Source organism: Kitasatospora sp. NPDC085464 (assembly GCF_044541955.1).
Lineage (GTDB): Bacteria > Actinomycetota > Actinomycetes > Streptomycetales > Streptomycetaceae > Kitasatospora.
Genome location: NZ_JBITTM010000035.1, coordinates 15,947 through 29,243 on the forward strand (window position 1 = coordinate 15,947; position 13,297 = coordinate 29,243).

Annotated in this window: 10 protein-coding genes; 8 read left to right on the forward strand and 2 right to left on the reverse strand. The window is 74.6% G+C overall.

All coding sequences use genetic code 11. The features are described from left to right. The first annotated feature begins 285 nt into the window (after positions 1 to 285). The 5 genes from ACIGG8_RS28620 (at position 286) to ACIGG8_RS28640 (ending at position 5,748) form a co-directional block, all read left to right on the forward strand. Positions 286 to 1,683: an AAA family ATPase gene (locus ACIGG8_RS28620; RefSeq protein ID WP_396551677.1), complete on the forward strand. Its 1,398-nt coding sequence runs from the start codon at positions 286 to 288 to the stop codon at positions 1,681 to 1,683. Then, positions 1,680 to 2,069, forward strand: coding sequence for a nucleotide pyrophosphohydrolase (locus ACIGG8_RS28625; protein ID WP_396551678.1), 390 nt, complete (start codon positions 1,680 to 1,682; stop codon positions 2,067 to 2,069). Before ACIGG8_RS28620 ends, ACIGG8_RS28625 begins: the two co-directional genes overlap by 4 nt. A gap of 154 nt (positions 2,070 to 2,223) precedes the next feature. Then, a complete protein-coding gene (locus ACIGG8_RS28630) occupies positions 2,224 to 2,934 on the forward strand; it encodes a DUF6099 family protein (RefSeq protein WP_396551679.1) in 711 nt (236 codons plus the stop codon). 205 nt (positions 2,935 to 3,139) lie between these two features. Next, positions 3,140 to 5,296 carry an RNA polymerase recycling motor ATPase HelR gene (helR, locus tag ACIGG8_RS28635; RefSeq protein ID WP_396551680.1) on the forward strand — a complete coding sequence of 719 codons (2,157 nt, stop codon included), beginning with the start codon at positions 3,140 to 3,142 and terminating at the stop codon, positions 5,294 to 5,296. A gap of 140 nt (positions 5,297 to 5,436) precedes the next feature. After that, positions 5,437 to 5,748 carry a DUF6087 family protein gene (locus ACIGG8_RS28640; RefSeq protein ID WP_396551681.1) on the forward strand — a complete coding sequence of 104 codons (312 nt, stop codon included), beginning with the start codon at positions 5,437 to 5,439 and terminating at the stop codon, positions 5,746 to 5,748. A gap of 197 nt (positions 5,749 to 5,945) precedes the next feature. Here the strand turns inward: ACIGG8_RS28640 and dapD are convergent, their stop codons facing one another. Next, positions 5,946 to 6,950 carry a 2,3,4,5-tetrahydropyridine-2,6-dicarboxylate N-succinyltransferase gene (gene dapD / locus ACIGG8_RS28645; RefSeq protein ID WP_396551682.1) on the reverse strand — a complete coding sequence of 335 codons (1,005 nt, stop codon included), beginning with the start codon at positions 6,948 to 6,950 and terminating at the stop codon, positions 5,946 to 5,948. Positions 6,951 to 7,091: 141 nt separating this feature from the next. On the opposite strand from dapD, the gene ACIGG8_RS28650 reads away from it, so the two are divergent. From ACIGG8_RS28650 to argF, 3 genes are all read left to right on the forward strand, one after another. Further along, on the forward strand, positions 7,092 to 8,795 hold the full coding sequence (locus ACIGG8_RS28650; RefSeq protein WP_396551683.1) for a 3' terminal RNA ribose 2'-O-methyltransferase Hen1: 1,704 nt from the start codon (positions 7,092 to 7,094) through the stop codon (positions 8,793 to 8,795). Beyond that, a complete protein-coding gene (locus ACIGG8_RS28655; RefSeq protein WP_396551684.1) occupies positions 8,792 to 11,413 on the forward strand; it encodes a polynucleotide kinase-phosphatase in 2,622 nt (873 codons plus the stop codon). The genes ACIGG8_RS28650 and ACIGG8_RS28655 overlap by 4 nt, the downstream gene beginning before the upstream one ends. A 148-nt stretch (positions 11,414 to 11,561) precedes the next feature. Beyond that, positions 11,562 to 12,563, forward strand: a complete 1,002-nt coding sequence (argF, locus tag ACIGG8_RS28660; RefSeq protein WP_396551685.1) for an ornithine carbamoyltransferase — start codon at positions 11,562 to 11,564, stop codon at positions 12,561 to 12,563. 57 nt (positions 12,564 to 12,620) lie between these two features. On the opposite strand, the gene ACIGG8_RS28665 is transcribed toward argF, so the two are convergent. Then, positions 12,621 to 13,157: a superoxide dismutase family protein gene (locus tag ACIGG8_RS28665; RefSeq protein ID WP_396551686.1), complete on the reverse strand. Its 537-nt coding sequence runs from the start codon at positions 13,155 to 13,157 to the stop codon at positions 12,621 to 12,623. Positions 13,158 to 13,297 lie beyond the last annotated feature (140 nt).

Consider the following 13,297-nt stretch of genomic DNA (forward strand, 5'->3'; position numbering starts at 1 on the left):
TGGGCGAGGCGAGGCGAGGCGAGGCGAGGCGAGGCGAGGCGGGGCGAGGCGAGGCGAGGCGAGGTGCTCCGAGGCGCTGCGCTCCGAGGCGAGGCCAGGCGCGGCGCGGACGGGACGCGCGGTCATCGCGTCGGGGTGAGGCGCCACGTTGGGATGAATCTGCTGAGCAGGCACGTTTCTGCCGGTCGGCCTGAGGCTAACGTCCGACGGGTGAACCGCGACGCCACCAGGCCCGCCGGGCCGGCCCCCGTTCGACCGGACGCCCCGGGGCCCGACCGCTCGCCCGTGCCACGCCCCACCGTCGAGGAGCTCCGGCTCACCTCGTTCAAGTCCTACCGGCGCGCGGTCCTGCCCCTCGCGCCCCTCACCGTGCTGCACGGGCCCGCCGGGGTCGGCAAGTCCAACGCCCTCGACGCGCTGGCGGTGCTGTCCCGGCTCGCGCTCGGCGAGGAGATCGCCGACTCGCTGGACGGGCTGCCCGACCGCACCGGTCCGCTCGCCCTGCCCGTCCGGGGCGGCCTGGACGGCTGCGTCCCGCACGGGCGGGACGCGATCATCCTCGGCTGCACCGTCCGGTCACCGCACGGCCGGATCCGGCTCGACGTGGTGATCCGCACCGACGGTCCGGTCCGGATCGCCCGGGAGTCGCTCACCCTCGACGGCCGCACGCTCGTGGACACCGGCGAGCAGGACGTCCGCCACCGGCGGGTCAACGTCTGCTGGCACAACGACACCCGGCAGGGCGACATCCGGGCGCCCTTCCCCAGCGGCACCATGATCACCGCACAGCTGCCGCTGCGGGTCGCGGGCTCGTCCGCCGGCGAGTGCCTCGTCCTGGCGGCCGCCGAGGACCTGCTCACCGCGCTGCGCGAGGTGTTCCCGCTGCACCCCGTCCCCGCGCTGATGCGGGGCTGGGCCCGGGCCGACCCGCAGGCCCGGCTGCGCGGCAACGCCGCGAACATCTCCGCCGTCATCGCCCGGCTGGGCAACGAGTGCCAGCGCCGGTACGGGCAGTTGCTGCGCGTGGTGCAGTCCGCCGCGCCGCACCCGCTGCTCGGGCTCACGGTGGCCGAGCGCGAGAGCGACGAAGGCGTGCGGCGCGTCCTGGCCGTCTTCGACGAGGGCGTCCTCGGGCGGACCGGGGCCGATCAGGCCTCCGACGGCATGCTGCGCCACCTCGCCTTCGCCGCGGTGCTGCTGACCGGGGCGGGGGTGCTCGACCTCGACGTGGCCGCCGAGGTGCCGTGGGCGCACCGGCAGCTGACCGTGCTGGCCGAGGACCTGGGGGCGGGGCTCTCCACCGAGCAGGCCGCCTCGCTGCTGCGGCTGGCGCGGGACATGGCGGAGCGCAGCCAGCTGCGGGTGCTGGCCGCGCTGCAGGAGCCGGCGGCGGTGCGGGAGGCGCTGGGCGGAGCGGGCGGGGCGAGGCCGGGCGAGGTGCGCTCGGGGGGCACGGGCTCCGGGGACGCGCGCTCCGGGGAGGTGCGGCCGGGCGCGGCGGCGGTGGTCGAGTGCCGGCGGGATCCGGACTCCGGGTTCACCGTCCTGCGGCCGGAGGCGGCCCGGGTGCCCGTCCAGGGCGGACGCGGGGAGGCGGCCGACGGGGTCGCGGAGGGGGAACGGCCGGGTGCGGACGGGGCCGGGTCGGCGGCGGGCGGCGATGGGGTAGACCTGGAGGGGTGAACGAACGAGTGACGGGACCGGGGGAGCCGACCCTGGAAGCCCTGCAGGCACGGCTGGTGGACTTCGCGGCGGCCCGGCGGTGGGAGCCCTTCCACACGCCGAAGAACCTGTCGGCGGCGCTGAGCGTGGAGGCGGGCGAACTGCTGGAGATCTTCCAGTGGTTGACGCCCGAGCAGGCCGCCGAGGTGATGTCGGAGCCGGAGCGCGCGCACCGGGTCCGCGACGAGGTCGCGGACGTGCTGGCCTACCTGCTGCAGTTCTGCACGGCGGTCGGGGTGGATCCGCTGGCGGTCCTCGCGGCCAAGATCGAGCGCAACGAACACCGCTTCCCGGTGCCGGACGGATCGGCCGACGTCAACCCGGAGGTGGACGACCAACCCTTGTGAGGGACGGAAGTCATCCACAACCCGGGAGTTTTCCACAGCTTCCGACAAGGCGGATGCGAGCCCGCGCCCTTCCTCGCACGCTGTCGCCGTGACCATCCGGCCGCCCGCTCGGCGGCCCGGTCGACGGCGACAGCGAGCGAGAGGAGCGGTGGCCATGGAGGCGCTGCGACTGATCAGGACGGCCCGGCACGCCCTGGCCGAGGCCAGGCACGTACCGGATGTACTGGCCGAGGCGCGGCAGGCCGCGCTGCTGACCGAGGCGGTGGGCGCCCGGCTGGCGGAGTCGGAGGACGAGGAGCTGACCGGCCTGGGCCGGCAGCTCTCCGAGGCCGGGGCGCACGCGGCGGTCTGTCTGGACCGCTCGGTCGTCCGGGCTGCCCTGGTGAGCGGTGGCCGGGCGGCGCGGCTCACCGAACTCGGGGAGCCGGCAACGGCCTTGGGGGCGCTGGACGGGCTGCTGCACGAGGTCGGGGAGACGCTCGTGGTGCTGGCCTGCGGGGCCGACACCGAGGGCCTCTACTGGACGTGCATCGACGGGGTCGACGCGGTGTCGGAGTGCAAGGACCTGGCCGGGCGGCTGCTGGAGGCGGCGGGCCGGGCCGAGGGGCCGGCGTGCACGGCGCTCGGCGGGGCCGTGCCCGAACGCGCCGACTGCGCTTCGCCGTTACTCGTCCGGCTCGACCCGCCGGGCGGCGGAGGCGTACCGGAGCGTGCCGGTCCGCCGGACGACCTCGGTCCGCCGGACGACGCCGGCTCGCCGGGCGAGGGCAGGAGCGAGGGCGGGCCGACAGGGCCGGCACGGACGGCCGGCTACCGGGCGCCCGGCGCGGCCGGGGTCCCGGAGGTGTCCGTGCCGGTCGGGTAGGCGCCGGGGTAGGCGCCCGGGTGCCGGAGGGCGCTGCCCGGAGTAGCGGAAAGGGGTGCCGTCCGAGACGGCGGAAGGAGGATCGGAAGAGGCGCCAGGGGGAGAACCCACCCCTTGCCACTCTCAACATATAGCGCACCGGGGGTCTTGCGGCAAGGCCCCCGTGGTGGCGCACAATCGCAGGCCTCAGATCGGAGCTGATGCCATGACCCCCCTCACCACCAGCGCGTTCGACCTCCCCGACCGTCTCGCCGCCAAGGCCGACCCGGCGCTGATCGGAGGCGACGAGCGGCACTTCACGGCCGTCGCGCAGAGCCTGGAGCAGGCGATCGCCGAGCTGTCCGACCGCCTCGACACCCTGCGCCGGGCGCCGGGCGGCCTCGGCCGGGAGGCGATGGACCGGGACGTCGAGGTCCACAAGCTGACCGGTCGGCTGCGCGCGCTGCGCCGCTTCGGTCTGGACCTGTGCCTGGGGCACGTCGTCGGCGCGGACGACCCCGAGCCGGTGTACATCGGGCGGCTCGGCCTCACCGACAGCGAGGGACGCCGGCTGCTGGTCGACTGGCGCTCGCCCGCGGCCGAGCCGTTCTTCGCGGCGACCCACGCCGACCCGATGGGGCTGGCGAGCCGCCGCAGGTACCGCTGGACCGGCGGCCGGATCAGCGACTACTGGGACGAGGTGTTCACCGTCGAGGCCCTGGAGGGGCACGCCGCGCTGGACGACCAGTCCGCGTTCATCGCGAGCCTGGGCGGCAACCGTTCGGCCCGGATGCGGGACGTGCTGGCCACCATCCAGGCCGACCAGGACGCCATCATCCGGGCCGGCTCCCGCGGTGCCCTCGTGGTCGACGGCGGCCCGGGCACCGGGAAGACCGTCGTCGCGCTGCACCGCTCCGCCTACCTGCTCTACTCCGACCCGCGGCTCGGCCACCGGCGCGGCGGTGTGCTGTTCGTCGGCCCGCACCAGCCCTACCTGTCCTACGTCGCGGACGTCCTGCCGAGCCTCGGCGAGGAGGGCGTGCAGACCTGCACCGTGCGGGACCTCGTCGCCGAGGGGGCGACGGCCGGGGCCGAGGCCGATCCGGAGGTGGCCCGGCTGAAGTCCTCGGTCGACATGGTGCAGGCGATCGAGAAGGCCGTCCGGTTCTACGAGGAGCCGCCCGCCGAGGGGATGGCGGTCACCACCCACTGGTCCGAGCTCTGGCTGAGCGCCCAGGACTGGGCGGACGCGTTCGACGCGCCGGAGCCGGGCACCCCGCACAACGAGGCGCGCGAGCAGATCTGGGACGAGCTCGCCGCGATCCTGCTGGACAAGCTGGACGCGGACGAGGAGGAGGTGCCGCCCGAGCAGTTCCGCCGGTCGCTGCGGCAGGACCGCGAACTGGTGGAGACCCTCAACCGCGCGTGGCCGCTGCTCGAAGCGGCCGACCTGGTCGGCGACCTCTGGTCGGTGCCCGCCTACATGCGGATGTGCGCGCCCTGGCTCGACCCGGAGGAGGTCCGCAAGCTGCGGCGCAAGGACGCGCCCCAGGCCTGGACGCTGTCGGACCTCCCGCTCCTGGACGCCGCCCGGCACCGGCTCGGCGATCCGGAGGCGGCCCGGCGGCAGCGCCGGCGCGAGGCCGCGGTCGCCGCCGAACGCGCCCGCATGGCCGATGTCATCGGTGACCTGCTCCAGGCCGACGACGACGGCGAGGGCGCGGTGACGATGCTGCGCGGACGGGACCTCCAGGACACCCTGGTCGACGAGACCGCCCTGCCCGTCGCCGACCCGGAGCCGCTGGCCGGTCCGTTCGCGCACATCGTCGTCGACGAGGCCCAGGAACTGACCGACGCGCAGTGGCAGATGCTGCTCCTGCGCTGCCCGTCCCGGAGCTTCACCATCGTCGGGGACCGCGCGCAGGCCAGGCACGGCTTCGCGGAGTCCTGGCAGGAACGGCTGGAGCGGATCGGGCTCGACCGCACCACCGTCGCCTCGCTGAGCATCAACTACCGGACACCGGAGGAGGTCATGGCCGAAGCCGAGCCCGCCATCCGGGCCGCGCTGCCGGACGCCAACGTGCCGACCTCCGTCCGCAGCAGCGGCGTCCCCGTCACGCACGGGTCGGTGGCGGAGCTGGACGCGGTCCTGGACGGCTGGCTCGCGGAGCACGCGGAGGGGGTCGCCTGCGTGATCGGCGCACCGGACTTCCGGGCCCGGCCCAGGGTCCGGTCGTTGACCCCGGAGCTGTCGAAGGGGCTGGAGTTCGACCTGGTCGTCCTCGTCGACCCGGAGGCGTTCGGCGGGGGAGTCGAGGGAGCCGTCGACCGCTACGTCGCGATGACCCGGGCGACCCAGCGGCTGGTGATCCTCAGGAGTTGATGAGACCGGAGAGGCCGGAGTGACGGAAGGGTAAGGAAGGGAGGCCGGAGGAACGAAGGGAGACGAGGGGCCGGAACGCCCGTCGCCCGGTCGAGTGACACGGCTGTCGGCCGACGGCGTCCGGAGGCCAGACTGGGGCGATGGACGAGGAGGAGGAACCGCTGGCGTCATGGGCGGCCAGGCGGGAGCAACGACTGCGGCCGGTCGGTCAGTTGCGGGCCGTACGGCTCGTGGACGAGCGCTCGCGGGGTGCCCACGTGGCACCGCGCGAGCCGAGGCTGATCGTGCGCTGGGACGGGTACCAGTGGCTGCCGGAGACGGTGGCCGAGGACTACGCCGCCGCCCAGCGGATCCTGCACGGGATCGAGGGCGACGGCCGGGTGCACCTCGCCCACCGGGCGCAGCGGCCGGAGAAGGCGCCGGGGCGGCACCGCAAGCCCCGCGGGGTGTGAGGCGTCGCCGGACGCGTTGACCTCGTCGGAGCCCCGGGCAACCCCGCCGGAGCCCCGGGAACGCGAGCGGGGCCTGGGCAACGCTGGCGACCCCCGGGAACCGCGACCGACGCCTGGTGACCGCGACCGGAGCCCCGGGAACGCGAGCGGGGTCCGGCGCCGCCCGGCGCCGGACCCCGATGGTCGCTGCCCGCAGGTCAGTTGTGGGCGTGCAGGTCCGCGTTCAGGCCGCCCCAGGAGCCGGAGCGGGCGATGACCTCGACCGCGCCGGTCTGCGAGTTGCGACGGAACAGCAGGTTGTCCTGGCCGGACAGCTCGACGGCCTTGGCCACCGTGCCGTCCGGCGTGGTGACCCGGGTGCCGGCGGTGACGTAGAGGCCGGCCTCGACCACGCAGTCGCTGCCGAGCGAGATGCCGATGCCCGCGTTGGCGCCGAGCAGGCAGCGCTCGCCGACCGAGACGACCTGCTTGCCGCCGCCGGACAGGGTGCCCATGATCGAGGCGCCGCCGCCGATGTCGCTGTGGTCGCCCACGACGACGCCCGCGCTGATCCGGCCCTCGACCATGGAGGTGCCCAGCGTGCCGGCGTTGAAGTTGACGAAGCCCTCGTGCATCACGGTGGTGCCGACGGCCAGGTGCGCACCGAGCCGGACGCGGTCGGCGTGGGCGATGCGCACACCGGCCGGGGCGACGTAGTCCGTCATCCGCGGGAACTTGTCGATCCCGTAGACGGCCAGCTGGCCGCCCTGGGCGCGCACCGCGAGGCGGGTCTGCTCGACCTTGTCCACCGGGACGGGGCCGATGCTGGTCCACGCGACGTTGGCCAGCAGACCGAAGATGCCGTCCAGGTTCTGGCCGTGCGGCTTGACCAGGCGGTGGCTGAGCAGGTGCAGGCGCAGGTACACATCGTGCGTGTCGAGCGGCTTCTCGTCCAGCGAGGCGATGGTGGTGCGCACGGCGACCACCTCGACGCCGCGGCGCGCGTCGGCGCGCAGCGCCTCGGCCGCGCCGGCGCCGAGCTCGGCCTCGGCCTGCTCGGCGGTCAGGCGGACGGTGCCGGCCGGGCCGGGCTCGGCGGCCAGCGCGGGGGCGGGGTACCAGGTGTCGAGGACGGTGCCGTCGGCGGCGATGGTGGCCAGACCGGTGGCCACGGCGCCGGTCGCCGGGGAGGTGGATTCGAGCGAGGTGGATTCAGCAGTCACATCGTGCACGTTAGCCAATGCGGGGCCCCGGTGCCGAACACGCCCACCGTGCGGACGTGCCCGACGGACGTCCCGGCCACCGGGGTGCCGGACGGGAAAACCCGGTGCTCAGGGCCGGGACGCTGGGCAATACTTCGGCGGGTGTTCATGTCGATCTCCACCACCGGCAGCGCCGAGAGCCCGGCGACGGATCTCGGGTTCCTGCTGCACAAGCATCCCGGCAAGGTCCAGCGGTTCGCCACGTCGCACGGTGAGGCCCACGTCTTCTACCCGCAAGCGGGGGACGAGGTCTGCACGGCGGCGCTGCTGCTGGACATCGACCCGGTCGCACTGGTCCGCAAGGGCCGGGGCGACGGCAAGGGGCGCGGCGGCTCGCCCGACTTCGCGCTCGCCCAGTACGTCAACGACCGGCCGTACGCCGCGTCCTCGCTGCTCGCGGTGGCGCTGCGGACGGTGTTCCGGTCCGCGATGAAGGGCGCCTGCCCGGTCCGCCCCGACCTTCCGGGGCAGGCCCGTCCGCTGCGGATCGAGCTGCCCGCCGTGCCCGCGAACGGCGCGGGCGAGGGCGGCGGTCCGGGCATGGTGACCCGGCTGTTCGAGCCGCTGGGCTGGCGGGTCGAGGCGGCGGCGATCCCGTTGGACGAGGCGTTCCCGGAATGGGGCGACTCCCGGTACGTGCGCGTCGCGCTCTCCTCCGACACCGTGCGGCTCGCCGACGCGCTCCAGCAGCTCTACGTGCTGCTGCCGGTGCTGGACGGCGCCAAGCACTACTGGGTCGCCCCGGACGAGGTGGACAAGCTGCTCGCCGCCGGCGAGGGCTGGTTGGCCGTCCACCCGGAGCGGGCCCTGATCGCCCGCCGCTACCTCGCCCGGCGCTGGTCGCTGACCAGGGCCGCGATGGAGCGCCTGGAACTGGCCCGGCTCGCGGAGGCGGACGACCGCGAGGTCGAGGAGATCGACAACGCGGTCGACGACCGGCCCGCGGAGGAGCACGGCGGGGCCCACGGCACCGAGAACGGAGCGGAGAGCGCCGCGGCGAACACCGCGGAGGACGGCGTCGAGAACACCGCGGAGCCCGTGCAGCCCCGTCCGCCGTCCCTCGCCGAGCAGCGCCGCACCGCGATCCTCGACGCCCTGCGCGAGACCGGCGCCGCCCGCGTCGCCGACCTCGGGTGCGGCCAGGGCGAGTTGATCGGCGAACTGCTGAAGGACGCCCGTTTCACCGAGATCCTCGGCGTGGACGTGTCCGTGCGGGCGCTGCAGGCGGCGAACCGCAAGCTGCGCCTGGAGCGCCTGCCCGCGCGGCAGGCGGCCCGGGTGAAGCTGGCGCAGGGTGCGCTGACGTACACCGACGCCCGACTGAAGGGCTTCGACGCCGCGGTGCTGTGCGAGGTGATCGAGCACCTGGACCTGCCGCGCCTGCCCGCCCTGGAGTACGCCGTGTTCGGTGCCGCCCGGCCCAGGGCCGTCGTGGTCACCACGCCGAACGCCGAGTACAACGTCCGATGGGAGACCCTGCCGGCGGGCAGCGTCCGGCACGCCGACCACCGCTTCGAGTGGTCCCGCGCCGAGTTCCGTGCCTGGGCCGAGAAGGTCGCGGCCGCCTACGGATACGCCGTGGTGCTGCGCCCGGTCGGGCCGCAGGACGAGGAGGTCGGCGCACCGACCCAGCTCGCCCTGTTCACCACCGCGACCGAGCCCGCGGCCGTCACCACCCCGGCCACCGGCGACGCAGACACCCGCATTGCCGCCACCCCCGGACCGTCCGCGCCCGCCGGACCGGCCGCCCCCGAACCGCCTACGACCAGCGACCAGACGACGCCCGAAGGAGGCGAACCCCGATGACCGACGCCGCAGCCGACGGAACCACCGAGAGCACGACCCCCCGCCGCCTCCCCGTCACCGACGTCTCCCTCGTCGTCCTGATCGGCACCAGCGGAGCGGGCAAGTCCACCTTCGCCCGCCGCCACTTCCTGCCCACCCAAGTCGTCTCCTCCGACTTCTGCCGCGGCCTGGTCGCGGACGACGAGAACGACCAGTCCGCCTCCGCCGAGGCCTTCGACCTCCTCCACTACATCGTCGGCAAGCGCCTGGCGGCCGGCCGGCTGACCGTCGTGGACGCCACCAACGTCCAGCCCGAGGCACGTCGCCAGCTGGTGCGGATCGCCCGCGAGCACGACGTGCTGCCGATCGCGATCGTCCTGGACGTCCCGCCGGGGGTGTGCGCCGAGCGCAACCGTTCCCGCCCGGACCGCCAGTTGCCCGCCCACGTGATCCCGCGGCAGAACCGCGAGCTGCGCCGCTCCCTGCGCGGGCTGGAGCGCGAGGGCTTCCGCAAGGTGCACATCCTGCGCGGCGAGGCCGAGGTGGCCTCCGCCGAGATCGAGCTGGAGAAGCGCTACAACGACCTGCGCCACCTCACCGGCCCGTTCGACATCGTCGGCGACATCCACGGCTGCCGGTCCGAGCTGGAGACCCTGCTCACCCGCCTCGGCTACACCCTGACCCGGGACGAGCGGGGCCGCCCGGTGGACGCCGCGCACCCCGCGGGCCGGACCGCCGTCTTCGTCGGCGACCTGGTCGACCGCGGCCCCGACACCCCGGGCGTGCTGCGCCTGGTGATGGGCATGGTGGCGGCCGGCCACGCGATCTGCGTGCCCGGGAACCACGAGAACAAGCTCGGCCGGTCGATGGACGGCAAGAAGGTCACCGTCTCGCACGGCCTGCAGGAGTCGCTGGACCAGCTGGCGGGCGAGTCGGAGGAGTTCAGGACCGAGGTCCGAGCGTTCATGCGCGGTCTGGTCAGCCACTACGTGCTGGACGGCGGCGCCCTGGTGGTCTGCCACGCCGGTCTGCCGGAGCGGTACCACGGTCGCAACTCGGGCCGGGTCCGCTCGCACGCGCTGTACGGGGAGACCACCGGCGAGACCGACGAGTACGGCCTGCCGGTGCGCTACCCGTGGGCGGAGGAGTACCGCGGCCGGGCGCTGGTCGTCTACGGCCACACCCCGGTGCCGACCGCGAGCTTCGTCAACAACACCATCTGCCTGGACACCGGCTGCGTCTTCGGCGGCAGCCTGACCGCGCTGCGCTACCCGGAGCGCGAGCTGGTGAGCGTCGAGGCGGAGCGCGAGTGGTACGCCCCGGTGCGTCCGATGATCACCGACGCGCCGGGTGCCCGCGAGGGCCGCCCGCTGGACCTCGCCGACGTGGCCGGGCGCCGGATCGTCGAGACCGGCCTGCACGGGCGGGTCGCCGTCCGGGAGGAGAACGCGGCGGCCGCGCTGGAGGTGATGAGCCGCTTCGCGCTGGACCCGCGGCTGCTCGCCTACCTGCCGCCGACCATGGCGCCGAGCCCCACCTCCCGCCGGGACGGCTACCTGGAGCACCCGGAGGAGGCCTTCCTCGCCTACCGCGCGGACGGCGTGCGGCACCTGGTGTGCGAGGAGAAGCACATGGGCTCGCGCGCGGTGCTGCTGGTCGCCCGGGACGGCGCCGCACTGGAGCGCCGCTTCGGGGTGGCCGGCCCCGGCGCGATCTGGACCCGCACCGGTCGCGCCTTCCTCCACGACGACGGGCTGACCGCCGCGGTGCTCGACCGGGTGCGGGAGGCCGCCGAGCGCGCCGGCCTCTTCGAGGAGCTGGGCACCGACTGGCTGCTGCTGGACGCCGAGCTGATGCCGTGGTCGCTGAAGGCGGTGGAGCTGCTCCGCCGTCAGTACGCGGCGGTCGGCGCGGCGGCGGGCGCCGCCCTGCCGGAGGTGCTGTCCGCGCTGGAGCGGGCGGCCGGGCGCGGCCTGGACCTGGCGGACCTGACCGCCCGCCAGCGGCAGCGCTCCGCCGACGCGACCGCGTTCACCGAGGCGTACCGGCGCTACTGCTGGCCGACCGAGGGCCTGTCGGGCATCCGGCTGGCGCCGTTCCAGCTGCTGGCCGCCGAGGGGGCGAACCTCGTGGTGCGCCCGCACGACGAGCACCTGGCCCGGATCGACCGCCTGGTGGCCGCCGACGCCGACGCCGCCGCCACGGAGGGGAAGGAGCCGGTGCTGCACCGCACCGGCCGGATCCTGGTGGACACCGAGGACGAGGCCTCGACGGCTGCCGCCACCGCCTGGTGGGAGGAGCTGACCGGGGCGGGCGGCGAGGGCATGGTGGTCAAGCCGCTGGCCTCGCTGGTGCGGACCTCGCGCGGCGAGGGCCGTCCGGGTGGCCTGGTGCAGCCCGGGGTGAAGGTCCGCGGCCGGGAGTACCTGCGGATCATCTACGGCCCGGACTACACCGAGCACCTGGACCGGCTGCGGCAGCGCTCGCTGGGCCACAAGCGCTCGCTGGCGTTGCGCGAGTACGCGCTGGGCCTGGAAGCGCTGGACCGGCTGGCGGCCGGGGAGCCGTTGTGGCGGGTGCACGAGCCGGTGTTCGCGGTGCTGGCGCTGGAGTCGGAGCCGGTCGACCCGCGCCTGTAGCCGTGCCGCGGCCCCGCCGGGGGAGCAGGGTGGAGGGGAGTCCCGAAGAGCGGGGCTCCCCTCCACCGCCCCGTTCCTGTATAGAAATTCCGAACATCGTATACACTTGCCAGCCTTCCCCCTCGTCCCGTCACCCCAGGAGCCCGGCATGGCCTTCAACCTCCGGAACAGGCACTTCCTCAAGGAGCTCGACTTCACGCCCCAGGAGTTCCGCTTCCTGGTGGACCTCGCCGCCGGGCTCAAGGCGGCGAAGTACGCGGGCACCGAGCAGCCCCGGCTCCGCGGCAAGAACATCGCGCTGATCTTCGAGAAGACCTCCACCCGCACCCGCTGCGCCTTCGAGGTCGCCGCCCACGACCAGGGCGCCACCACCACCTACCTGGACCCGTCGGCCTCGCAGATCGGCCACAAGGAGTCCATCAAGGACACCGCCCGGGTGCTCGGCCGGATGTTCGACGGCATCGAGTACCGCGGCCACGGCCAGGAGGTCGTGGAGGAGCTCGCCGCGCACGCCGGCGTCCCGGTCTGGAACGGCCTCACCGACGAGTGGCACCCCACCCAGATGCTGGCCGACGTGCTCACCGTCACCGAGCACACCGTCAAGCCGCTGACCGACGTCGCCCTCGCCTACCTCGGCGACGCCCGCTCCAACATGGGCAACTCGCTGCTGGTCACCGGAGCCCTGCTCGGCATGGACATCCGGATCGTCGCCCCGCGGGCGCTGTGGCCGACCGAGGACGTGCAGAAGTCGGCGCAGGCCCTGGCCGAGTCGACCGGCGCCCGGATCACCCTGACGGAGGACGTGGCCGAGGGCGTGGCCGGCGTCGACTTCCTCTACACCGACGTCTGGGTCTCGATGGGCGAGCCCAAGGAGGTCTGGGCCGAGCGGATCGAGCTGCTCAAGCCCTACCAGGTGTCCATGGAGACCGTCCGGGCCACCGGCAACCCGGCCGTGAAGTTCCTGCACTGCCTGCCCGCGTTCCACGACCTCGGCACGGTGCTCGGACGGCAGATGTACGAGGCGACCGGCATGACCGAGCTGGAGTGCACCGACGAGCTGTTCGAGTCGCCGCACTCCATCGTGTTCGACCAGGCCGAGAACCGCCTGCACACCATCAAGGCTGTCCTGGTCGCCACCCTCGGCTCCTGAAGCCTCGGGCCTGGGGCCCGGACCCGCAGGAGCCCGGGCCGCGAGACCTCGTGGGGGTCAGCGCTCCAGCTTGACGCAGGCCACCCGGTCGCCCGCCCCGCGCGGGCCGGCGACCGGGGTGCCCGCGTGCAGCACCAGCGAGCGCGCCTCCCCCGGCCGCGGCTGCCAGTCCACCACGGTGGTGGCGGTGCCCTTGCCACGCCCGTCGGTGCGCAGCACCAGCCGCAGCTCGTTGCGCTCGTTGGCGTACGCCGGGTCGGTGGACGGCTGCACCGGGTCCGTCACGTCCTGGTAGTGCGGCCCGGAGGACGCCGGGTCGGCCCCGCAGCCGCCGGTGTGCAGGTGCGCCGGGAACCGGTGGTCGGGGGCGAGCCCGGACACCGTCAGGGTGAGCACCGTCCGCCCGGGCGCCGAGCGGTCGGTGACGACCACGGCGTGCGAGCCGTACGGCACCAGGTCGGCCGCGTAGCTGACGGCGGACGGCGGGACGAAGGCGGTGGCCGGGTCGAAGTCGGCCTCGACGACGGAGACCGGCGAGGCGGCGGGGGCGAGCAGGGCCAGCGGCAGCAGGGCGGCGGCGAGCGGAGCGGTCATCGGTCGGGCCTTCCACGGGGCAGGGCGACGGTCACCCTGCTAACGGCACCGGCCCGCGCAGGACACCGCACGCAGGACACCGCGCACCGCACGCAGCACAGCCCACACCGCGCGCAGCGCACCGCACCCGGGCCAACCGC